We start from the raw sequence: 22,198 nt of genomic DNA, 5'->3' as shown, positions 1-22,198 counted from the left end.
CCCTATATCACCTCCGATACGAACTAACGGAGCGAAGAGAAATACAGTGAAAGTGCAGCCGTGACAGCGGCACTCAAGTTATGGGGATTCTTTATCCAAACTGGCTCGGGTTTCGGCGCTGCTGGACAGTTGCGCGGCATAACGGTCTTGTGCGCCATAGTCATTGATGCTGCTGAATGACAGGCGTGCGTTATTGGTGTGCTTAAGTTGTTTGAGATTGAACTCTTTTTGTTCGCCGGGAGCGATCATCATTGAATCAAAGGGATGTTCGCTGAGTGCACCCGATTGCAGCGTTATATCGGCAATCGATACGTGGTACTGGCCGGGGTTGTTCACCAACAGCAGGTTTTTGCCGGCGCTCTCGGTCAGGCGCCAGGTCAGTTCGCTCGGTGCCAGGTAGGCGTTGTTTTTCAGCGCCGCCGGACGAAAGAACACCTTGATACGCTGGCGCACAGCGAGCTGCAAAGTGTTCTTGGTTTTCGTAGCCTGGGGAATTTCCTGCACGTTGAGCCACACCACCGACTCGCGGTCGGTCGGCATGCCCGTGCCTTCGTAGATCACCCGCAATATCTGCTGTTCGTCCCCGCTGACGCGCACCAGTGGCGGCGTGACGGCGAACGGTACAGCGGCGGTTTCGCTGGCATCGGTGTCGATCCAGGACTGGATCAATACATCTTCACCGCTGTTGCGCACGGTGATCCCGGCTTCTTTGTGCTGGCCGTCGAAGACCAGGCGGGTGCTGCTCAATGAAATGCCGGCCTGGACCTGATCAACCATGAACAGGCCCAGAAGGCCTGCGCAAAAGGACAATGAGTGACGATAAGACATGAGGGTTACCGCGCTATTGAATGAGAGTGCAGGGCCGCTTGGCCCCGCACCAGGCTTGGATGTTCGCGCGGGTTATTCGTATTGCAGCGTGAACGGCAGGGTGGCGTCGCCGCGACCGGCAACGGCCAGTTTCGGATCGGCGGTGGTGACGTACGCCGCCGAGAATTTCAGTGTGGTGTTGCTGTCTTGCAGGGTGTTTTCGATTTTCGCCGTGGACGGTGAGCTCAGGTCGATCACGGCGCCGTTGGAATCGAGCAATGCAATGCCGATACCTTTTGCAGCCCCCAAACCGTCGATCAGGCGCAACACTTTGGTGCCGGGTTCTATGCCCGAACCTGCACCCTTGGTCGGTTCGAAGATCATCGCGACCTTGGTGCCGGCGTTGCAGTTGATCTTCATGTCGAAGTTCTCGACGCTCAGGGTGCCATTGCCTTTCGGCGCAGTGGCTGTGCCCATGTCCTTGATCGACACTTCGCCCATGTCGACGGAAATGGTTTTGTTCTTCCCGGCGCCCTCAACGGAGCAGGCATCGTTGTTGATGGTGCCGGTGAAGTTGATGGTGCCGCTGCCTGCCTTGGTAGGGGTGACCTCGGCTGCCAGGGCAATACCGGCAGTAGCGAACAGCGAAAGAGCCAGAAGTGTGTGAGGCAGTTTTTTCATGTTGTTTACCTTGGTTGGGTGAAAACAACACGATAAGTTGCGGGCCCCTGGTGGAACATCAGACGATTCCTAGAAGTGGCCAGGTCGTATATTGGTTGTATGTAAAGTTAGTTGAACAAGTTGCGCTCCAGGCAGTAAGTCAATAAGTCCTGGTCGCTGGTGACTTCCAGTTTGCGCATCGCTGATATTTTCTGAGTGCTGATGGTTTTTGCACTTCTATTCAAACCTCGCGCAATTTCGTTGACGCCTTGCCCCGAGACAAACAGGCGCAGGATTTCGTGTTCCTTGGGGGACAGTCGGGTAAATTTCTCGTCCAGGTCCGCACCGTCGTCCATCACCGATGTGGCCGGTGGCCCGAAGCTGGGAACCGGATTGCCCCGGGCAATGGCCTTGAGCGCCGTTTCGATTTCGTTATGCAGCCGGTTTTTCTGAATGATCGCCAGCACCCCCAGCTCTTGCAGGCGGGTCAGGATCAGCGGGTTGGAAATCATCGTCAGTACCAGCACCCGGACGGCCGGGAAGCGCCGAGTCAGGTACTCCACCAGTTTCAGGCCATCACCGTAGGGTGAGTCTCCGGGCATATTGAAGTCGGTGATGACCAGGTCCACCTGCCGGTTTTCCAGCAGGTTGATCAGCTCGCTGGAGCAAACTGCTTCGCCCACCACGCGAAAGCGTCTGTCCCGCTCAACCAGCTCACGTACCCCCACCAGAACGATGGGATGGTCATCGGCAATGACAACGTTGAGGGTATCCATGGGTGATTATCCAGAGTGAAATTATTCAAGGGTGTCCAGTAAATCAGTCAGCCGGGCCAGGTTCTGGCGGACTTCCAGGTCCAGGGCGCGGGTCACGGCCATGCCGTTCAAGCGACACTCCAGCTCGACAAACGTTGTAGCCAGGGCTTCGACCTGCACGGCACCCAGCGCACCTGCCATGCTGTGCAGTTGCTGGGCTACGCGATTGGCGTCGGCGCTGTCCAGTGCTGCCAGGGTGGTGTGTATGTCCTGGCGCAGGGTCGTGACAAACAGTTCGCGCATTTTCGGCGACAGCTGTATCGGCGCGGCGCTGGCTGCCGGTAGGGCGATCTTGCAATGTTTCTCCAGGTGCGCGCGCAAGGTGGCGAGGTTCAGTGGCTTGACCATCCAGGCGTTCATGCCTACGGCGGCGCAGTGTTCGCCTTCTTCGCGCAAGGCGTTGGCGGTGACGCCAATAATCGGCAACGTCTGATCCTGTTGCCGCAATGCCGTGGCCAATTGATAGCCATTCATGACCGGCATGTTCACGTCGGTCAGGACCAGATCGAAGCGACCGGGCGACCACTGTGCCAGCGCCTGTTCGCCGTTGGCTGTGACGACGACAGAACAGCCCAGCACCTCCAGTTGCTCCTTGATGATCGCCGAGTTGATCACATTGTCCTCCGCCACCAGCACTTGCAGATTCAGGCGCCGGGTCTTTTCCGGCGGCAAAGGCTGATTGTCGGTATCGGCGCCGTGCAGGGTCTGGTAGATCGCCCGGGCAATCGCGCGAACATCGTGTGCATCGACCTCCCGGTCGACACCGCGCAACTGTGACGGATTGGGGCCGTCGGGGGCGGCGATGATTCGTGGACCGGGCCAGGGCAGGGTGTCGGCGAGTGGCGCAAGCTCTATCAGCAGCGCCGAGGACGCGGGTGTATCGGCTGTCAGCGGTCGGCTGTCGAGGCCGAAACGGTTGAGCCAGGCAATCAGGTGGTGTGCCAGCTCAGTGACCTGGGCACGTACATAAACGGCGGGAATGCCGGGGCTGAAGGCAGGGCAATCGGTCAATTCGCCGGGTGCGTGTTCCAGTGCGATTTGCAGGGTAAAGCTGCTGCCGAGTCCCGGTTCACTGACCACGTTCAACTGGCCCTCCATCAACTCGCACAGCCATTTGCAAATGGCCAGACCAAGACCGGCGCCGGCCTGTTCGGTGGCGTCGTTGACCTGATAGAAAGGGTCGAACAATTGCTGTTGTTGCGCTCTGGAAATGCCCACCCCCGAATCGCTGACCTGCCACTGCACGTTGACGCGGCCGTCGACACTTTCCAGCACCCGTACCCGCAACACTACGCGGCCGTTATCGGTGAACTTGATCGCGTTGCTCAGCAGGTTGTTGAGGATCTGGCGAATCCGCAACGGATCGCCGCGCAAACGATCCGGCAGCGTCGCGTCGATGCACGCATAGAGTTGCAGGCCTTTGGAGCGGGCGAAGGCGCTATAGGTGCGCACAGTGTCCTCGGTCAGTTCCAGCGGGCAGAAGTCCTGAGGTTCGAGGGTCATCTGCCCGGCTTCGATCTTCGACACATCCAGCACATTGCTGATCAATTGGAACAATGTCGTGGAGGATCGCTGGATGGTATCCAGGTAATCCTGCTGGCGCGGGGCGAGCGACGTCAGGCCGAGCAATTCCAGGGTGCCCAGCACGCCATATAGCGGGGTGCGAATCTCATGGCTCATGGTGGCGAGAAACCGACTTTTGGCCTGATTCGCCGAGTCGGCGGCCCGGCGCGCATCGTCCAGCGCTGCCGCGTCTTCGACATGTCGAGTCACGTCATGCAATGCACACAGCCAGGCATCCTGGCCCTGATAGCGGGTGGGCACGAAGGCGACATGCAGGTGACGTCCATTGATTTCAAGATCCGCATGGCCGGCCTCGGTATGCGACGTGAGCAGGCTCATCAAACGGCTGCTGTCGTGCCATTGCCGGGCGCGCTGGTTTTCCAGCAGCACGCGATGATCACTGCGACGGATCACGCACAGACCGGTCGGCGCCGTGTCGATCACGGCACGGCTGAACGCCTCGCTCTCGGCGATGCTGGCGTGCGCGCTTTGCGCGGGCAGAATGACCCGGGTCCGGTACCAGCGATTGACCGCCCGACTGCAACCGAGCACCGCCAGCACCAGTGCGAGCAGGCACAGCAATGGCCACAGCGCGTAATCGAGGAAACTTTGCACACTGATGACGTAGATCCCCGTCCAGTGTTGTTCGCCGGGGCTGCTCAGTTTGAAGACCATACCGTCGCGAGTGAAATTCACCCCTTCAGCCAGCACCTGGCCGGGTTTCAGGGCGCCGGTCAGTACCACACCGCCCGGGGTGATCAAGGTGAAGTCGTCGTAGATCGACCACTGCATCAAGCGTTCAATGTTGTTGACCTGGGACAGGTTCAGCAGCGAGCCCAGCACGACCCAGGTGTCGGCACCCGTGACGTTCAGCGCGGTGCTGGCCAGGTTGATGTTCACGTAAGCCAGCAAGGTCGGGGCGCTCTTGTCGTCCTCGGTGGAGACATAGGGTTCCCAGTGCACTTGAATATCGGGCAGGGTCGAGCCTTGCTCGTGCATGCGGTTGTTCAAGCGGGTCATCACTTCGACCAGATGGCCCAGTTGCGTCTTATGCGCTCCGCGCAATCTCCCGGTGGCTGGCACGGCCACATCAAAGTTGTCGGGGCCGTTGATCAGGATGACCTGCGGCGATTGATAGTGCGACGCTGACCAGAACGCGCTGTAGTAGGCGGCGAGGTGGGTGCCCAGTGCGAAGACTTTGGAGTATTGATCGGGGGTAATCCTGTCCGGATTGATCTGCAGGCTGTAGGGCAGCGAAAACGGCAGGCCGCGACCCTCGTAGATGTTCGGACCTTCATCCGGCAGGGGCTTCTGTATGTAGGGTGGTAACGAAGACGTGGGTAGCCGCTCGTCCCTGGCACTTTCCCGGGCTATGTCCTGCAGGAACACTTCCTGTTCGCGGATGTTCTCCATCAGTCGGGCAAAGTGAAACTGCAAGGTATCGCGCTGTTCTTCGATGATGCGCATCGCCCCCAGGTAGCTGATGCCCAGCAACAGCAGAACCAGAGCACCGAGCACCAGTAGCGACTTGTTCAAACGTGACGAGCTGCTGGCCAGTTTCTCCAGGAAGGTGTTCGGACGTGGCATTACAACGCCTGGCCAGCAATGAAGGAAGAAACTTTGGACACAGTGACCTCGATGGCAAATGACGATCGTCAACCGCTTCTTGCAGGTCAATAAGCATTCGCTGGCCCGTCCTGGGTCAGCAAGTGCTGGAACTGATCCGCAGACACGGCGTGGGATATCAGGAAACCCTGGACCTGAGTGCAGTCGATTTTACGCAACAGAGCAAGTTCCTGCGCGGTTTCCACGCCTTCGGCCACCACCGTCAGACCCAGTTGTCGCCCCAGGCGGACAATGCTGGTAAGGGCCTGGGCCAGTTCTTCGTTGGCGTTACAGCCTTGTACCAGTGTGCGGTCGATCTTCAGTTCGGTGAAGGGGGCTGACACCAGGTTCATGTAGGAGCTGTAACCTTTGCCGAAATCATCCTGGGACAGGTCAAACCCTTTGATCCGCAAGCGACAGGCACCGGCGTAGAAGTTACTGATGTCATCGGGCACCGAGCATTCCATCAATTCGAAGCAGATCCGTGCAGGCAGGCCTTGATGGGCCAGCACGAACGCGAGGATGCGGTCTGGCAGGTCGTGGCTGTTGAGCAGGTGCGTGGGCAGGTTGATCGAGACCGGAATGTCGTAGCCCTGCTGGCACCAGACGATTTGTGCGGCAATCGCCTGTTTCAGGACTTGCCACAGCAGTTGCTCTTCAAGGCCGTAGGCGACCAGCGCCGGCAGGAATGCGCCGGGCAACAGTGTGCCATGCTCGGGATGTACCCAGCGCACCAGTGCTTCGGCGGCAACGATCCGGCCATTGTTCAGGGCTTTCTTGGGCTGGAACCAGGCTTGCAGTTCGCCGTTTTCGAGGGCGTTCAAGAGACTCTGGCGGTCGATGCCGGGGTGCGTCTCGGCCGGCACGGTCTGGCGCCAGACCTGCAACTGGTCGATCAGGCAGCGCAGGGCCGCAGAGTTTACCGGTTTGGAAATCAGCCCGATGACTTTCACCTGAAGATTGCTTGCCACCAGGCTGGCGCCCATCAGCATGCGCCGAGAGGCGGCACTCATGATTGCCAGTGCGGGGCGCGAGCGCTGAGCGGCAAGCCCCTGGATAAATTGCACGCCGTCCATGCCAGGCATCAGCAGGTCGGTGAGCACCAGGTCGAAGGCGCGTTGTTTGAGAAGGTTCAGTGCTTCTTCACCATCTCGGGCGTACGCCAGATCGAATTGACCCAACTCGTTGAACAGGTTCTGCAAATACAGATGCTGGAAGGGATGGTCTTCGACAATCAGAATGCTACAGGGCTTCATGAGTGACTCGTTCGTAGGGAGCCAGGACAGCGAACAAGGCTCGTAGCGTAAAAGGTTTGACCAGGCAGTGATTCATGCCCGCGGCCAGGCACAGGGCATCTTCACCGCGCAGGGCGTTGGCGGTGGCGCCGATGATCGGGGTGGTGCAACCCAGGCGCCGCAGCGCTTTGGTCAGTTCGTAGCCGTTGAGCCCGGGCATGTTGACGTCGGTCAGGACGACATCGAACGTGTCGTCGTGCCAGTGTGACAACGCTTCCTCGCCATTGCTGGCCAGTGTCACCGTGCAGCCAAGCTCTTCGAGCTGATCGCGCAGGATCAGTTGATTGATGACGTTGTCCTCTGCCACCAGGATGTGCAGGTGCAACGATCGAAATGCATTGGGTTCTCGTTGTTCCGGGTAATGCGCGGTCTGGCCGCCCTGAGCCTGGCATACCGCCCGTTGGATCGCGGTCAGGTCGTTCAGATTGACCCTCCAGCCATCACCGCTGAACTGAGGTTCGTGGGCGCCGTCGCTGCAGGCCAGGACCCGCGGACCTCGCCATGACAGGCTCGGGCGTTGCCCGCAGGGCGCGGGATACAACTCAAGTAGCACAGCCGTCGCGCCAGGCTCCAGGCAGTCAGGGGCTCCGATATGCGGGCGGGCGCCCCAGCGGCGCAACCAGCCGCTGATACTGTCGGCCAGTTCACGCACAGGCGAGACCACATACACGATGTTCGCTGCCAATGCTGGCATGACGACCGGGGATGCGTTGCACGAAGGTTGCTCCAAGGGCACGCTCAGGGAAAAACTGCTGCCCAGTCCGGGCTCGCTGACCATGCGCAGGGTGCCATTCATCAAGTGCGTCAGACGCAGGCAGATCGGCAGGCCCAGACCGGTGCCGGCCACCACGTTGGTGTTGCCTTCGGTCTGGTAGAACGGATCGAAAATGAATGCCTGATCGTCATGCGAGATGCCTTTGCCGGTGTCCGAGACTTGCCATTGCATGCATACACGCTCGCCTTCACGGCTGATCAGTTTGACCCGAAGCACCACGCGCCCGGAGTCGGTGAACTTGACGGCATTGCTCAGCAGATTGTTGAGGATCTGCCTCAAGCGGCTGGCATCGCCCTTCAAGGTGTCCGGCAGTTGCGGGTCGAGGCAGGCGTAGAGTTGCAAGCCTTTGCTCTGCGCCGCTGCCGCATAACCATGCACGACTTCCTGCACCAGATCCGTTGGGCAAAACTCGCTCAGCTCAAGAGCGAGTTGCCCGGCCTCGATCTTTGATACATCCAGCACATCGCAAATCAGCTGGAGCAAGGTGGCCGACGAACCTTCGATGGCGCGCAAGTAGCTTTTCTGCTGGGTATCCAGTTGTGTTCGTGCGAGCAACTCCAGGGTGCCGAGTACACCGTAGAGCGGGGTGCGGATTTCGTGGCTCATGGTGGCGAGAAACAAGGTCTTGGCTTCGTTGGCGGCGTCGGCCGATTGGCGGGCCTGCTCCAGCGCCGCTTCGATTTGCCGGCGTGCGCTGATGTCGCTGAACGCGCACAGCAACACATCTTCGCCCCTGTAGCGGGTAGGCGCGCAGCTCAGATAAAGGTGACGGCCATCGGCGGTCTCGAAGTAGTCCGTCAGGCTGGGACCGGTCGTGTCGAAGGCATCACGGATCCAGCCAGCACCCAGTTGTTCGCCACATTCGCCCAGCCATTGTCGGGCGAGGGTGTTTTCCAGCACCACTTCGCCATCGGTGCGCCGCAGCACGCAAAGCGCCACGGGAGCGGTCTGAATGACGTCACGGCTGAACAGTTCGCTTTCCACCAAAGCCTGGATGCGGTGGATCGCCGGCGTAATGAAACGATGTTCCAGACGTCGGACCAACAGGCACACCAGGCTGATACTCAACAGGCAGAACAGCAGCGCGCCGAGCATCTGCGGCCACAGCGTCGACAGCACTGCACGCAAGTCGATGGAGTAGGTGAGTTGCCAGTCCGAGGATTTCAATTGCTTGCGCAACACCAGTTGCCCCGACAGCCAGCCGTCGCCGACAAAGCCGAAGAAATCCTGTTGCCGCAGCAGCGGCAGATGCTGTCCGGGGGGCGGTTTGCTGCTGTTGCTGAAGAGTGGCATGCCCTGGGAATTGAACATGGTGAACTCGCCGGCGCTGTGATCGCTCAAGGCACTGGACACCTCGCGGTCGTCCATTTCCAGGCCGAGCCAGCCGGAGTGGATGTCGCGTTCGTCAAGGCGAATGAAGATATATAGCTGTGAATGCCCGTCTGCTGCATGGGTCAGCCAAAGCTCCTGCAGGGCACTGGTGTTGTGGTGCTTGAGGGATTCCAGCTGCTTGAGCATGGCCAAGGGGAAGTCGCGGATCTGCGGGGTCGCGTTGTACAGCCGCGAAGCCTGGGCGTCGATGCCGCTGCTGACGTAGATCAGATTGAGCTGTTTGGCCTTCAGGTAATCGCGCATGCGCTGGGTCAGCCAGATGCTCCATTGCTGGCCGGGCGTTTGTCCCAGCAGCAGACGGATCTCTTCATCGGACACCGGCACATTGATTTCGGTTTTGCGTGTGGCCGACAGGCTCAGGCTTTCCAGCAGTGCTTCGCGAGTGGTGAAAAAGGTATGGGCTTCGGCGATCGCGCTGCTCATGTAGCTGCGCCGCTGGGAGATTTCGTTGTTGAAGGTAAACAGCAGGAAGCTGTAAACGCCGCCCAGAATGCCCACCAGCAGCACCAGGGCGAACATGCGCAACAGGCGCCGAGCGGCATCGGGCGAGGACAGGATCGGGCTGATCTGGTGGAGGTAGTTCTTTAATCTCATCCCGGCACTGTAGGGGTGGCCAGATGCCGGGAAAATCAGACGATCCTTAGATGATTACAGGTAGTTCACGATGAAGGTGACCTCGGTGTTGGCACTGCCGGCCTTGAGCTCATCCGTTCCCAGGCGGTAATACGAGGCCGACAAAGGAATCTTGAAGTCGGTGCCGGTGGTGGTGAAAGCGTCGAACGGGTAGGTGGTGTCCAACGCCACGGGCTGCCCGGCGTCATTCATCAATTGCAGGCCGATGCCCTTGGCGGTGGAGCTTTCATTGAGCGCGACAATACCTTTTGTCGCGTCGATGACCGGGGTGTTCGCCTTGAGCGAGTAAGTCACCTTCTTGATGCCGGTCTGACACTGGTTCAAGCCAATGTTGAAACGCACCGTGCGGGGTTTCGCGCCAGCCTCGCGAAAATCCAGGAGTTGATAGTCGTCACCCATGGCAACCGGCACGGACGGCGTCTGACAGGAGGCTGCATTCAATACGATCGGGTTGGTCAGGTTGAATCGTTTCAGAATCAGGTCATCGTCTTGCAGGGTGCCCAGGGGGCCCGCATCGATTCTGACCTGTGAAGCCAGTTCGCCGGACTTGACGATTTCCAGCCGCACGTTGCCGGAAGCGATGCCGTAGTTAACGTTCGGCGGGATCGATTTCAAAGACGATTCGTAGCGACTCAGCGCATCCATCCAGATGCGAAATGACAGCCCGGTCTTGCCCAGCGGGAAGGTTGATACCGAGTCGGTGATGCTGCCAAGCCTTGGTTCGAGGAGTACGCCGTATTGCGACGCCAGAGTGCACCTCCAGCTATGGCCGGTCCCTGACACGGTGTCTTGATAGACCACGGTGCCATTGGGCGTGTCAGCAGGGATCGTCAGGCTGCCATTGGCCAGACTGGCGCCGAAGTTGAGGGTTTGGGGCTTGGAGTCGATGGCTGTGCAACTGCCGGCCATGGCGTGCGATGTGCAGACCAGCAAGCTCGCCGCGATAAAAGGGAGCAGGGGGCGCTGAAGGGTTGAACGCTTCATGAGGAGGACTATACGTGTCGGCCAGTGAGCGCCGTAAGTTAGACACGCCGCTTGCCGATGCACATCAGGCGATTCCTAGAACACGCGTTTTTCCCTTTTTCCGGGTTGTTTTTATCGCTGGCAAGCCACCTCCCACACGTATCTCCAGCCTGCATGTCAGCGATGACGCCCGCTTGACTGACGAAAAACCCAGTCCGCTGGTCAACTAATTACAAAGCAACCTAACTATTACGTTGACATTCGCTGCCTAGGCAGTAACATCTCGACATACATTCACTGCCTAGGCAGTTATTAGGTGAGCACATGAAGCATTTCACCCCCGACGAATTCAAGCATTGCCATCTCGGCCTGTTGCTCGGCCGTGCGGCCTTGCTCAAGGACAAGATCATCGACACCCACATGGAACCCCACGGCATCACCGCCGCGCAGTTCAAGGTGTTGATCATCATGGCCCAGTTCGGCGTCGATACCCCGGCCGAGCTGTGCCGGCACCTGTCGCTGGACAGCGGTTCGATGACGCGCATGCTCGACCGTCTGGAGCAGAAAGGCTTTCTGGTTCGCCAGCGCAGCGAAGGCGATCGCCGTCAGGTGCAACTGAAACTCACCGAGCAAGGCCAGCAACTGGCCGATCGCCTGCCGCACATCGGTGCCGACGCCATGAACGAACTGGCCGGCGCCGTGACCCCGGACGAGTTGAAAACCCTGGAATACATCCTCAAGAAAATTTTGCTGGCAGCCGGTGACCCGATCACCATCCAGCGGTTAGGTGAACACAATGAGCGGTAAAACCTTGCGCAGCAGCCTGACACTGGTGCTGTCGGCGATGATCCTCGCCGGTTGCGCCAACTACAGCGGCCTCGATACCCAGGGCGCCAGCCTCGACGCGAAAACCCTCAAGACCGGGCAATCGCTCAACGGCGTCACCCTGTCCCAGGCCGCCTGGCCGAATAGCGACTGGTGGACCAGCCTCGGCGATCCGCAGCTCGACGGCCTGATCCGCGAAGCCCTGAAAGACAGCCCGGACATGCAGATCGCCGACGCCCGCGCCCACCAGGCCAGCGCCGCCGCGTACGCCGCTGATGCCGAGCGCTACCCGACCCTCGACGCCAGCGCCGGCATTACCCGTTCGCGTCTGGCCAAGGATCAGGACCCGCGAGGGCAGGGCGATGCCTACGCCACTACGCGCAACATCAGCGCCGGTTTCAATTACAACTTCGACCTCTGGGGCGGTCAGCGTGACGCCTGGGAAGCCGCACTCGGTCAGGCCCGCGCCGCCGAGGTCGACCGTCAGGCCGCGCAGTTGACCCTCGCCGCCGACGTGGCACGGGCCTATAGCGATCTGGGTCAGGCGCACATCGTCTACGACCTGGCCAGCGAAGACCTCAAACGCACCAAGCAAATGCTCGATCTGAGCCAGCGCCGCCTGAGTTCCGGGATCGACAGCCAGTACCAGTTCCAGCAGACCCAAAGTCTGGAAGCCAGCTCCGAAGCCAGCCTGATCGACGCCGAAAAACGTCTGAACAGCGCAAAAATCGCCCTGGCCGTACTGCTCGGCAAAGGTCCGGATCGCGGCAACGAAATCGCCCGGCCGAAAGTCCTGCAGGCCAGCGCCGTAGCGCTGCCGTCTGTTCTGCCGGCGGAACTGCTGGGCCGTCGCCCGGATCTGGTCGCCGCACGCTGGCGTGTCGAGGCTGCGAGCAAGGACATCGATTCGGCCAAGACCCGCTTCTATCCCAACCTGAACCTTACGGCGTCCGCCGGTGCCGAATCGTTATTGGGTGACGCGATGTTCGGGTCCGCCAGCCGCTTCTTCAACATCGCCCCGACCATTTCGCTGCCGATCTTCGACGGTGGCCGCTTGCGCGCCAACCTCGATGCCCGCGACGCCGACTACGACCTGGCCGTGGCGCAATACAACAAAAGCCTGGTGAAAGCCTTGGGCGATGTCAGCGACACGATCAACCAGTTGCGTGACATCGGTCGGCAGATCGGTGCCCAGCAGCACGCGACCGAGATTGCCCAGGATTCTTACAACACCGTGGTCCAGCGTTACGGTTCCGGAATCGGCAACTACCTGGACGTGCTCAGCATCGAGCAGCAATTGCTGCAGGCCCAGCGTCAGCTGGCGAACCTGAATGCCGAGCAGATCGACCTGTCGATTCAACTGATGCAAGCGCTGGGTGGCGGCTTCCAGGGGCAAACCCTGACCGCCGCCAACGCCAGCCCAGCCACCACGCACAACTAATTCAAGGTATTTGTCATGGCCACTGCCGAAAACACTCAAGCTAAAGACAACGTCCCCGACACCGGTAATCCACGCAAACGCAAAGTGATGCTGGTGGTGCTGGCCGTCGTGGTTGCCCTCGCCGGTGCCGGCGTCTGGGCGTATCACGAGTTCGTCGGGCGCTGGAACGAAAGCACCGATGACGCCTACGTCAACGGCAACGTCGTTGAAATCACCCCGCTGGTGACCGGCACCGTGGTCAGCATCGGTGCCGACGATGGCGATCTGGTTCACGAAGGGCAGGTGCTGATCAACTTCGACCCTAACGATGCCGAAGTCGGTCTGCAAAGTGCCCAGGCCAATCTGGCCCGCACTGTGCGTCAGGTTCGCGGCTTGTACAGCAACGTTGACGGCATGAAAGCGCAGGTCAATGCGCAGCAAGCCGAAGTACAGAAAGCCCAGGACAACTTCAACCGCCGGAAAAACCTTGCCGCCGGCGGCGCGATTTCCCAGGAAGAACTGTCCCACGCCCGCGACGACCTGACCTCGGCGCAAAACGCCCTGGCCAACGCCAGACAACAGTTGAAAACCACCAGTGCACTGGTCGATGACACCGTTGTGTCGTCCCATCCGGACGTGATGGCTGCCGCTGCGCAATTGCGTCAGGCCTACCTGACCAATGCCCGCAGCACCTTGATCGCACCGGTGACCGGTTACGTTGCCAAGCGCACCGTGCAACTCGGCCAGCGTGTACAGCCGGGTACCGCGCTGATGGCGGTGATCCCGCTGGATCAACTGTGGATCGACGCCAACTTCAAGGAAACCCAGCTGCGCGACATGCGCATCGGCCAGCCGGTGGACATCGAATCCGACATCTATGGCAGCGACGTGAAATTCAGCGGCACCGTCGACAGCCTTGGTGCCGGCACCGGCAGCGCGTTCGCCCTGTTGCCGGCGCAGAACGCCACCGGTAACTGGATCAAGATCGTGCAACGTGTACCGGTGCGGATTCACATCAACGCCGAAGAGCTGGCCAAGCATCCGCTGCGTGTCGGTCTGTCAACCAATGTCGAGGTCAACCTGCACGACCAGAGCGGCCCGGTATTGGCTCAGCAGCCGCCGCAACAGGCCTCGTTCAGCACCAGCGTCTACGACCGTCAGTTGGCTGAAGCCGACGCGATGATCGCGCAACTGATCCACGACAACAGCGCTGCAGTCAGCAAGACCGCGCAACGCTGAATCTTTCCCCCGTGGGAGCAAGCTTGCTCCGGGCGGCGTTCCGACGAAAGCGGTGTGTCAGACAACTTCCATGTTGAATGTCAGTCAGCGTTCGCGAGCAGGCTCGCTCCCACAAGGGCTGCTGTGTCTGTAACAGACAGGGCGTCAACCCGGTTTCATAGGATTCGCGATGAGCAATAACGCCTCTTTTTCGCCGCCCAGCCTGTTGCTCAGCACCATCGGCCTGTCGCTGGCGACCTTCATGCAGGTGCTCGACACCACCATCGCCAACGTGGCGCTGCCGACCATCTCCGGCAACCTCGGCGTGAGTTCGGAGCAGGGCACCTGGGTCATTACCTCGTTCGCCGTGAGCAACGCCATCGCGCTGCCGCTCACCGGCTGGCTGAGCCGGCGTTTCGGCGAGGTGAAGCTGTTTCTCTGGGCGACCATGCTGTTCGTACTGGCCTCGTTCCTCTGCGGTATTTCCACGTCGATGCCTGAGCTGATCGGCTTCCGGGTCCTGCAAGGGCTGGTGGCCGGGCCGCTGTACCCGATGACTCAGACGCTGCTGATCGCGGTCTATCCACCCGCCAGGCGCGGCATGGCCCTGGCGTTACTGGCAATGGTTACGGTGGTGGCCCCGATTGCCGGGCCGATTCTCGGTGGCTGGATCACCGACAGTTACAGCTGGCCGTGGATCTTCTTCATCAACGTGCCGATTGGCGTGTTCGCGGTGATGGTGGTGCGTTCGCAACTGGCCAAACGCCCGGTGGTCACCAGTCGTCAGCCGATGGACTACGTCGGGCTGATCACGCTGATCATCGGTGTGGGCGCCTTGCAGGTGATCCTCGACAAGGGTAATGACCTGGACTGGTTCGAATCGAACTTCATCATCATCGGCGCGGCCATTTCGGTGATTGCACTGGCGGTGTTCGTGATCTGGGAAATGACCGACCAGCATCCAGTGGTCAACCTGCGTCTGTTCGCCTACCGCAACTTCCGCATCGGCACGCTGGTGCTGGTGTTGGGTTACGCCGGTTTCTTCGGTATCAACCTGATCCTGCCGCAGTGGTTGCAGACCCAGATGGGCTACACCGCGACCTGGGCCGGGCTTGCGGTGGCGCCGATCGGGATTCTGCCGGTGGTGTTGTCACCGTTTGTCGGCAAGTACGCGAACAAGTTCGACTTGCGACTGCTGGCCGGGCTGGCATTTCTGGCGATTGGCTTGAGCTGTTTCATGCGCGCCGGGTTTACCAACGAGGTGGACTTCCAGCACATCGCTTTGGTGCAGTTGTTCATGGGTATTGGCGTGGCGCTGTTCTTCATGCCGACCTTGAGCATCCTGATGTCGGACTTGCCGCCTAGCCAGATTGCCGATGGCGCTGGCCTGGCGACTTTCTTGCGGACCCTGGGCGGCAGCTTTGCGGCATCGTTGACCACGTGGATCTGGATTCGTCGGGCTGATCAGCATCATGCCTATATGAGTGAAAGCATCAGCACCTATGAGCCGGCGACCCGCGAGACCTTGAATCACTTAGGCGGTGCGAGCCAATCGGCCTATGCGCAGATGGATCAGATTTTGACCAGCCAGGCGTACATGCTTTCCACCGTGGATTACTTCACGCTGCTGGGGTGGGGGTTCATGGGGTTGATTCTGATTGTGTGGCTGGCTAAGCCGCCGTTTGCTGCGAAGGCAGGCCCGGCTGCGTCCGGGCACTAAGATCAAAAGCCCCTCACCCTAACCCTCCCGAAACGTCGGACCGCCCGGGGGGAGAGGGGACTGACGGAGGCGTTCTTTCGAGGTACGTCGACCTGAAAGTCTTCAGTCGAACTCAGGTTTGAACAGCATGAAGATCGGCTCCCTTTCCCCCTCTCCCCCTTGGGGAGAGGGCTGGGGTGAGGGGGGGAGCTCAGCCGTTAGACAAAGCCAAAGGTGGTAAAAAGTCAAACGGCGCCAACCCAAACCCACTCTCATCCACCTGCAACGCCCAACCCTGACGATCCCAATCCCCCAGCACAATCCGCTTCGCGGCCTGATCGCCGAGCTGCAACTTGTGGATGGCCGGTCGATGGGTATGCCCATGAACCAGGGTTTTCACCCCGTATTCCTGCATGATTCGCGGAATTTCCTCCGGCGTGACATCAACGATGTCGTTAGCCTTCATCCGCGTCTGTGCCCGGCTTTCACTGCGCAGCTTGCGTGCCAGCTTATGGCGAGTGCTCAACGGTAGATGCCGCAGGATGAACAGAGTGACCGGATTGCGCAGGTAGCGACGCAGCTTCATATAGCTTTCGTCGCGGGTGCACAGGCTGTCGCCGTGCATCAGCAGCACCGGCTCGCCATAAAACTGCACGACACTCGGGTCCTTCAACAGCGTACAGCCGGCCTCTTTGCAGAAAGCCTTGCCGAGCAGGAAGTCGCGATTGCCGTGCATCAGAAAAATGGCCGTGCCGCTGTCGCTGAGTTCGCGCAGGGCCTGGCAGATGGAACGCTGGAAGGGAGTCATGGCATCGTCGCCGATCCACGCCTCGAAAAAGTCGCCCAGAATGTACAGCGCACTCGCCGAGCGGGCGCGTCCGGCGAGCAAATCCAGAAACGCCCGGGTAATGTCCGGGCGCTCCTCTTCCAGATGCAAGTCTGAAATCAGCAATATCACGCTTCGATGATCTCGGCTTTCTCGATGATCACGTCGTCGCTTGGTACGTCCTGGTGGCCAGCTTTGGAACCGGTCGATACTTTCTTGATGCTGTCGACAACATCAGTACCGGCGGTCACTTTGCCGAATACAGCGTAGCCCCAGCCCTGAACGTTCTTGCCGCTGTGGTTCAGGAAGCTGTTGTCGGCCACGTTGATGAAGAACTGCGCGGAAGCCGAATGCGGCTCCATGGTGCGCGCCATGGCGATGGTGTACTTGTCGTTGGAAAGACCGTTGTCGGCTTCGTTCTGGATGCTTGGACGCTTGTCTTTCTTTTCCTTCATGCCTGGCTCGAAACCGCCGCCCTGGATCATGAAGTTACCGATGACACGGTGGAAAACGGTGTTTTCGTAGTGACCGGCTTTGACGTATTCGATGAAGTTGGCCACGGTGATCGGGGCCTTTTCAGCGTTCAGTTCGATGACGATGTCACCGTGGTTGGTGGTCAGTTTGACTTGAGTCATGATCGCTACTCTTTATAAGAAATTCGTGGCTGTGGGACATTCAACCCCGCAACCGGTTCAGCCAGCGTCGGCCAAGGTGCGCAGTTTAGCGTGACAGGCGTGAATTTCGAGGCTGTTTTTCAAATCCCTGCGATTAAATGCGCTCCTTTATAAGGCCTGCTCTGTCAGCCCCTTGACAGCATCGGCTATGATAGCGGCTTTGTTTTGTCTGGCCCCTCTCTGCGGCCGCGCACATGTAAGTCAAGGATCCCAATGAGCAAGCCCACTGTCGACCCTACCTCGAATGCCAAGACCGGCCCTGCCGTGCCGGTCAACTTCCTGCGGCCGATCATCCAGGCAGACCTGGACTCGGGCAAGCACACGCAGATCGTCACTCGTTTCCCGCCTGAGCCCAACGGCTACCTGCACATCGGCCACGCCAAGTCGATCTGCGTGAACTTCGGCCTGGCCCAGGAGTTCGGCGGCGTCACGCACCTGCGTTTCGACGACACCAACCCGGCCAAGGAAGACCAGGAATACATCGACGCGATCGAAAGCGACGTCAAATGGCTGGGCTTCGAATGGTCCGGTGAAGTGCGCTACGCCTCGCAGTATTTCGACCAATTGCACGACTGGGCCGTCGAGCTGATCAAGGCCGGCAAGGCCTACGTCGACGACCTGACGCCTGAGCAAGCCAAGGAATACCGCGGCAGCCTGACCGAGCCGGGCAAGAACAGCCCGTTCCGCGACCGTTCGGTAGAAGAGAACCTGGACTGGTTCGCCCGCATGCGCGCCGGTGAGTTCCCGGACGGTGCCCGCGTGCTGCGTGCCAAGATCGACATGGCTTCGCCGAACATGAACCTGCGCGACCCGATCATGTACCGGATCCGCCACGCTCATCACCATCAGACCGGTGACAAGTGGTGCATCTACCCGAACTACGACTTCACCCACGGTCAGTCGGATGCCATCGAAGGCATCACCCACTCGATCTGCACCCTGGAGTTCGAAAGCCATCGTCCGCTGTACGAGTGGTTCCTCGACGCATTGCCAGTGCCGGCGCACCCGCGTCAGTACGAATTCAGCCGTCTGAACCTCAACTACACCATCACCAGCAAGCGCAAGCTCAAGCAACTGGTCGACGAGAAACACGTCAACGGCTGGGACGACCCGCGCATGTCCACGCTGTCGGGCTTCCGCCGTCGTGGCTACACCCCGGCGTCGATCCGCAACTTCTGCGACATGATCGGCACCAACCGTTCCGACGGTGTGGTCGACTTCGGCATGCTCGAGTTCAGCATCCGGCAGGACCTGGACGCGAACGCCCCACGTGCCATGTGCGTGTTGCGCCCGTTGAAAGTCGTGATCACCAACTACCCGGAAGATCAGGTCGAGAACCTCGAGCTGCCGCGTCACCCTCAGAAAGAAGAACTCGGCGTGCGCAAGCTGCCGTTCGCCCGTGAAATCTACATCGACCGCGATGACTTCATGGAAGAGCCGCCAAAAGGCTACAAGCGCCTGGAGCCGAACGGCGAAGTGCGTCTGCGTGGCAGCTACGTGATCCGTGCCGACGAAGCGATCAAGGACGCCGACGGCAACATCGTCGAACTGCGTTGCTCGTACGATCCGGACACCCTGGGCAAGAACCCTGAAGGCCGCAAGGTCAAGGGCGTGATCCACTGGGTGCCGGCCGCTGCCAGCGTCGAGTGCGAAGTGCGTCTGTACGATCGCCTGTTCCGTTCTCCGAACCCGGAGAAGGCCGAAGACAGCGCGAGTTTCCTGGACAACATCAACCCTGACTCACTGCAAGTGCTGACCGGTTGTCGTGCCGAACCCTCGCTGGGCAATGCACAGCCGGAAGACCGTTTCCAGTTCGAGCGCGAAGGCTACTTCGTCGCGGATATCAAGGACTCGAAACCAGGCCAGCCGGTATTCAACCGTACCGTGACCCTGCGCGATTCGTGGGGCCAGTGATCAAGTCTTAAGGAAACACCGTGCTTACGATCTACAACACGCTCACCAAGAGCAAAGAAGTCTTCAAGCCGCTGGATGGCAACAAGGTGCGCATGTACGTCTGCGGGATGACCGTGTACGACTACTGCCACCTGGGCCACGGCCGCAGCATGGTCGCGTTCGACCTGGTGACCCGCTGGTTGCGGTTCAGCGGTTATGACCTGACCTACGTGCGCAACATCACCGACATCGACGACAAGATCATCAACCGGGCCAACGAGAACGGCGAGTCGTTCGAAGCGTTGACCGAGCGCATGATCGCCGCGATGCACGAAGACGAAGCGCGCCTGAACATCAAGAAGCCGGACATGGAGCCGCGCGCCACGGATCACATCCCTGGCATGCACGCGATGATCCAGACCCTGATCGACAAGGGTTACGCCTACGCCCCGGGCAATGGCGACGTGTACTACCGCGTCGGCAAGTTCATGGGCTACGGCAAGCTCTCGCGCAAGAAGATCGAAGACCTGCGCATCGGTGCGCGGATCGAGGTCGACGAAGCGAAGGAAGATCCGTTGGACTTCGTGCTGTGGAAAGGCGTCAAGCCGGGCGAGCCGAGCTGGGAATCGCCGTGGGGCGCCGGGCGTCCGGGCTGGCACATCGAGTGCTCGGTGATGTCCACCTGCTGCCTGGGTGAGACCTTCGACATTCATGGCGGCGGCAGTGACCTGGAGTTCCCGCACCACGAAAACGAAATCGCCCAGAGCGAAGCGGCCACCGGCAAGACCTACGCCAACGCGTGGATGCATTGCGGCATGATCCGTATCAATGGCGAGAAGATGTCCAAGTCCTTGAACAACTTCTTCACCATTCGCGACGTGCTCGACAAGTACCACCCGGAAGTCGTGCGTTACCTGCTGGTGTCGAGCCACTACCGCAGCGCGATCAACTACTCGGAAGACAACCTCAAGGACGCCAAGGGCGCCCTGGAGCGTTTCTACCACGCGTTGAAAGGCCTGCCGAACGTGGCGCCGGCTGGCGGCGAAGCGTTCGTCGAGCGTTTCACCACGGTGATGAACGACGACTTCGGCACGCCGGAAGCCTGCGCGGTGCTGTTCGAGATGGTGCGTGAGATCAACCGTCTGCGCGAGAGCGATCTCGATGCGGCGGCCGGTCTGGCGGCGCGCCTGAAAGAACTGGCCAGCGTGCTGGGTGTGTTGCAGCTCGAAGCCGATGACTTCCTGCAGGCCGGCGCCGAAGGGCGTGTCGATGCAGCTGAAGTCGAGGCGTTGATCGCTGCACGTCTGGCGGCACGTGCCGGCAAGGACTGGGCCGAATCCGACCGCATCCGCGACCAGCTCACCGCCATGGGCGTGGTGCTGGAAGACGGCAAGGGCGGCACGACCTGGCGTCTGGCTGACTGATCGTCTGATCTGCTTTAAAACAAAACCCGCCTTGTGCGGGTTTTTGTTTTTCTGCTGTTTGGGAGATTTGTGCTGTTCCGAGATTACGCCCTCACCCTAGCCCTCTCCCCCAGGAGAGGGGACTGATTGGGGGATGCAGGAGGGATACGCCGACCTGAACGTGCTGTGCTGAATCCATAATCGACTGGATTTTTCAGGTCGATGCGAAACGCCAGGCACCTCGGTCGGCTCCCTCTCCCCCAGAAGAGGAGACTGATTGGGGGATGCTGAAGGTATCCGGTGGCCTGAAAATAGTGCTTTGAATCCATAATCGACTGGATCTTTCAGGTCGATGTACAACGTCAGACACCTCGGTCAGCTCCCTCTCCCCTAGGGAGAGGGCTGGGGTGAGGGGTTGCTTTTGGCGTTCGCGTAGGTCCTGATGTCGCTCGCAGCAGGAAGCTCATCAGCGGCGAATCCAACAACGGAGACATCATGTCAAACCACTATCGCGAACTCCTCACAACCCCCGGCGCAACCGGGTTGGTGCTCGCGAGCTCTATTGCCCGCCTGCCGCAGGCGATGATCGGCATTGGCATCATTACCATGCTGGTGGAGCAAACCGGTGTCTACTGGCTGGCCGGTGCAGTTGCCGGTACGTTTACCCTGGCCAATGCACTGATCGGCCCGTACATCTCGAAACTCGTCGATCAGCGTGGCCAAAGCCGTGTGCTGCCCGTTGTAACGGTTTTCAGCATCGCCATGCTGCTGGCGCTGATTTTCGCCGTCCACCAGAGAGCGCCCGCCGTGTTGTTTTTTGTACTGGCGGCACTGGCGGGGACGATGCCGAGCATGCCGTCGATGATCAGGGCACGCTGGACGCAATTGTTCCGGGGCAAGCCGCAGCTGCACACGGCGTTCTCTCTGGATACGGTGCTGACCGAACTCGCCTACATCATCGGCCCGCCCTTGGCGATCGGTTTGAGCGTGAGTTTTTTTGCCGAAGCCGGGCCGCTTGTCGCGGTCGGGCTGCTGGCCGTCGGGGTGACGGCGTTTCTCCTGCAGCGTCAGACCGAACCCAAAGTTGTTGTCGGCCATACGCGACATACGGGTTCAACCCTGCTGATTCCCGGCGTACCCACCATCGTGCTGGCGCTGTTGGCGATGGGCGCAATCGGAGGCTCGATCGATGTCGCCGTTGTCGCCTTCGCCAATGCGCAAGGCTGGCCTGCCTCTGCGACCTTCATCCTCGCCGCCTATGCGTTCGGTTCGTTGGTGGCAGGCCTGACGTTCGGTGCCTTGAGGGTTTCTCTGCCGATAGAAAAACAGTTCTTTATCGGGATCCTGGTCACGGCAATCACAGGCGTATTGCCTTTGTTCGCACCTGACGTTTATGTCCTCTCGGCGATGCTGTTTATCGCCGGCATATCGTTTGCGCCAACGATGGTCGTGGTCATGAAGCTGGGGACGATCATCATCCCGCCGTCGAGGATCACCGAAGGGCTGACATGGATGACCACCGGCATCAGCATCGGCGTCGCCCTGGGTGGCTTGCTCTCGGGTTTGATCATTGATGCCTATGGCGCTCGGGCCGGTTTCGGCGTAGCCATTTTCGCGGGGCTGGCGATGCTGATCGTGGTGCTGCTCGGGCTGCGTACATTGGGTGCCGTATCCGCCACGAGTGCTGAACCGACCTGCCGGTAACGTGCGTTGTACGAAGGCACAAAAAACA

The 22,198-nt window shown here is 60.0% G+C and carries 17 protein-coding genes; 8 read left to right on the top strand and 9 right to left on the bottom strand.

The genetic code is table 11. The annotated features are described in order from the left end of the window. Positions 1-78: 78 nt before the first annotated feature. The 7 genes from ACW9HX_RS13135 to ACW9HX_RS13105 all read right to left on the bottom strand — a co-directional run bounded on the left by ACW9HX_RS13135 (position 79) and on the right by ACW9HX_RS13105 (position 10,529). Positions 79-828, bottom strand: coding sequence for a fimbrial biogenesis chaperone (locus tag ACW9HX_RS13135; RefSeq protein ID WP_457380948.1), 750 nt, complete (start codon positions 826-828; stop codon positions 79-81). A 72-nt stretch (positions 829-900) separates the two neighbouring features. Continuing rightward, positions 901-1,488, bottom strand: a complete 588-nt coding sequence (locus tag ACW9HX_RS13130) for a fimbrial protein (RefSeq protein ID WP_457380947.1) — start codon at positions 1,486-1,488, stop codon at positions 901-903. Positions 1,489-1,595: 107 nt separating this feature from the next. Beyond that, positions 1,596-2,243 (bottom strand): response regulator, encoded by a 648-nt coding sequence (locus ACW9HX_RS13125; RefSeq protein WP_457380946.1) that lies wholly within the window; start codon positions 2,241-2,243, stop codon positions 1,596-1,598. A 21-nt stretch (positions 2,244-2,264) separates the two neighbouring features. Beyond that, positions 2,265-5,432: an ATP-binding protein gene (locus ACW9HX_RS13120; RefSeq protein ID WP_457380945.1), complete on the bottom strand. Its 3,168-nt coding sequence runs from the start codon at positions 5,430-5,432 to the stop codon at positions 2,265-2,267. Positions 5,433-5,518: 86 nt separating this feature from the next. After that, positions 5,519-6,706 carry an EAL domain-containing response regulator gene (locus tag ACW9HX_RS13115; protein ID WP_457380944.1) on the bottom strand — a complete coding sequence of 396 codons (1,188 nt, stop codon included), beginning with the start codon at positions 6,704-6,706 and terminating at the stop codon, positions 5,519-5,521. After that, positions 6,693-9,506 (bottom strand): ATP-binding protein, encoded by a 2,814-nt coding sequence (locus ACW9HX_RS13110; RefSeq protein WP_457380943.1) that lies wholly within the window; start codon positions 9,504-9,506, stop codon positions 6,693-6,695. Before ACW9HX_RS13110 ends, ACW9HX_RS13115 begins: the two co-directional genes overlap by 14 nt. 54 nt (positions 9,507-9,560) lie before the next feature. After that, entirely contained in the window at positions 9,561-10,529 is a 969-nt protein-coding gene (locus ACW9HX_RS13105) for a fimbrial protein (protein WP_457380942.1), read from the bottom strand. Positions 10,530-10,543: 14 nt separating this feature from the next. Between ACW9HX_RS13105 and ACW9HX_RS13100 the strand changes: the two genes are divergently transcribed. The 5 genes from ACW9HX_RS13100 (at position 10,544) to ACW9HX_RS13080 (ending at position 15,691) form a co-directional block, all read left to right on the top strand. Next, entirely contained in the window at positions 10,544-10,738 is a 195-nt protein-coding gene (locus ACW9HX_RS13100) for a hypothetical protein (RefSeq protein WP_457380941.1), read from the top strand. 94 nt (positions 10,739-10,832) lie between these two features. Further along, complete coding sequence (locus tag ACW9HX_RS13095; RefSeq protein ID WP_085608360.1) at positions 10,833-11,315, top strand: MarR family winged helix-turn-helix transcriptional regulator; 483 nt, start codon at positions 10,833-10,835, stop codon at positions 11,313-11,315. Continuing rightward, positions 11,305-12,774, top strand: coding sequence for an efflux transporter outer membrane subunit (locus tag ACW9HX_RS13090; RefSeq protein ID WP_457380940.1), 1,470 nt, complete (start codon positions 11,305-11,307; stop codon positions 12,772-12,774). The genes ACW9HX_RS13095 and ACW9HX_RS13090 overlap by 11 nt, the downstream gene beginning before the upstream one ends. A gap of 15 nt (positions 12,775-12,789) precedes the next feature. Then, positions 12,790-13,992, top strand: coding sequence for an HlyD family secretion protein (locus tag ACW9HX_RS13085; protein WP_457380939.1), 1,203 nt, complete (start codon positions 12,790-12,792; stop codon positions 13,990-13,992). 169 nt (positions 13,993-14,161) lie between these two features. Continuing rightward, on the top strand, positions 14,162-15,691 hold the full coding sequence (locus tag ACW9HX_RS13080) for a DHA2 family efflux MFS transporter permease subunit (protein WP_457380938.1): 1,530 nt from the start codon (positions 14,162-14,164) through the stop codon (positions 15,689-15,691). A gap of 190 nt (positions 15,692-15,881) precedes the next feature. Here ACW9HX_RS13080 and lpxH read toward each other — a convergent pair whose 3' ends face one another. Continuing rightward, positions 15,882-16,628, bottom strand: a complete 747-nt coding sequence (lpxH, locus tag ACW9HX_RS13075) for a UDP-2,3-diacylglucosamine diphosphatase (protein ID WP_457380937.1) — start codon at positions 16,626-16,628, stop codon at positions 15,882-15,884. Further along, a complete protein-coding gene (locus ACW9HX_RS13070; protein ID WP_096822285.1) occupies positions 16,625-17,131 on the bottom strand; it encodes a peptidylprolyl isomerase in 507 nt (168 codons plus the stop codon). Before ACW9HX_RS13070 ends, lpxH begins: the two co-directional genes overlap by 4 nt. A 252-nt stretch (positions 17,132-17,383) precedes the next feature. Here ACW9HX_RS13070 and ACW9HX_RS13065 point away from each other — a divergent pair, with 252 nt between their 5' ends. The 3 genes from ACW9HX_RS13065 to ACW9HX_RS13055 all read left to right on the top strand — a co-directional run bounded on the left by ACW9HX_RS13065 (position 17,384) and on the right by ACW9HX_RS13055 (position 22,170). Beyond that, the gene (locus ACW9HX_RS13065; RefSeq protein WP_457380936.1) at positions 17,384-19,084 is read left to right on the top strand and encodes a glutamine--tRNA ligase/YqeY domain fusion protein; all 1,701 of its coding nucleotides are present in this window, start codon (positions 17,384-17,386) and stop codon (positions 19,082-19,084) included. 20 nt (positions 19,085-19,104) lie between these two features. Beyond that, complete coding sequence (cysS, locus tag ACW9HX_RS13060; protein ID WP_085690018.1) at positions 19,105-20,487, top strand: cysteine--tRNA ligase; 1,383 nt, start codon at positions 19,105-19,107, stop codon at positions 20,485-20,487. Between the two features lie 474 nt (positions 20,488-20,961). Continuing rightward, complete coding sequence (locus tag ACW9HX_RS13055; RefSeq protein ID WP_457380935.1) at positions 20,962-22,170, top strand: MFS transporter; 1,209 nt, start codon at positions 20,962-20,964, stop codon at positions 22,168-22,170. Positions 22,171-22,198 lie beyond the last annotated feature (28 nt).

This window comes from Pseudomonas sp. SDO52101_S400 (assembly GCF_054071635.1).
The sequence above is the reverse complement of the archived record's forward strand: the minus strand, read 5'-3'. Positions and strand labels throughout refer to the sequence as shown.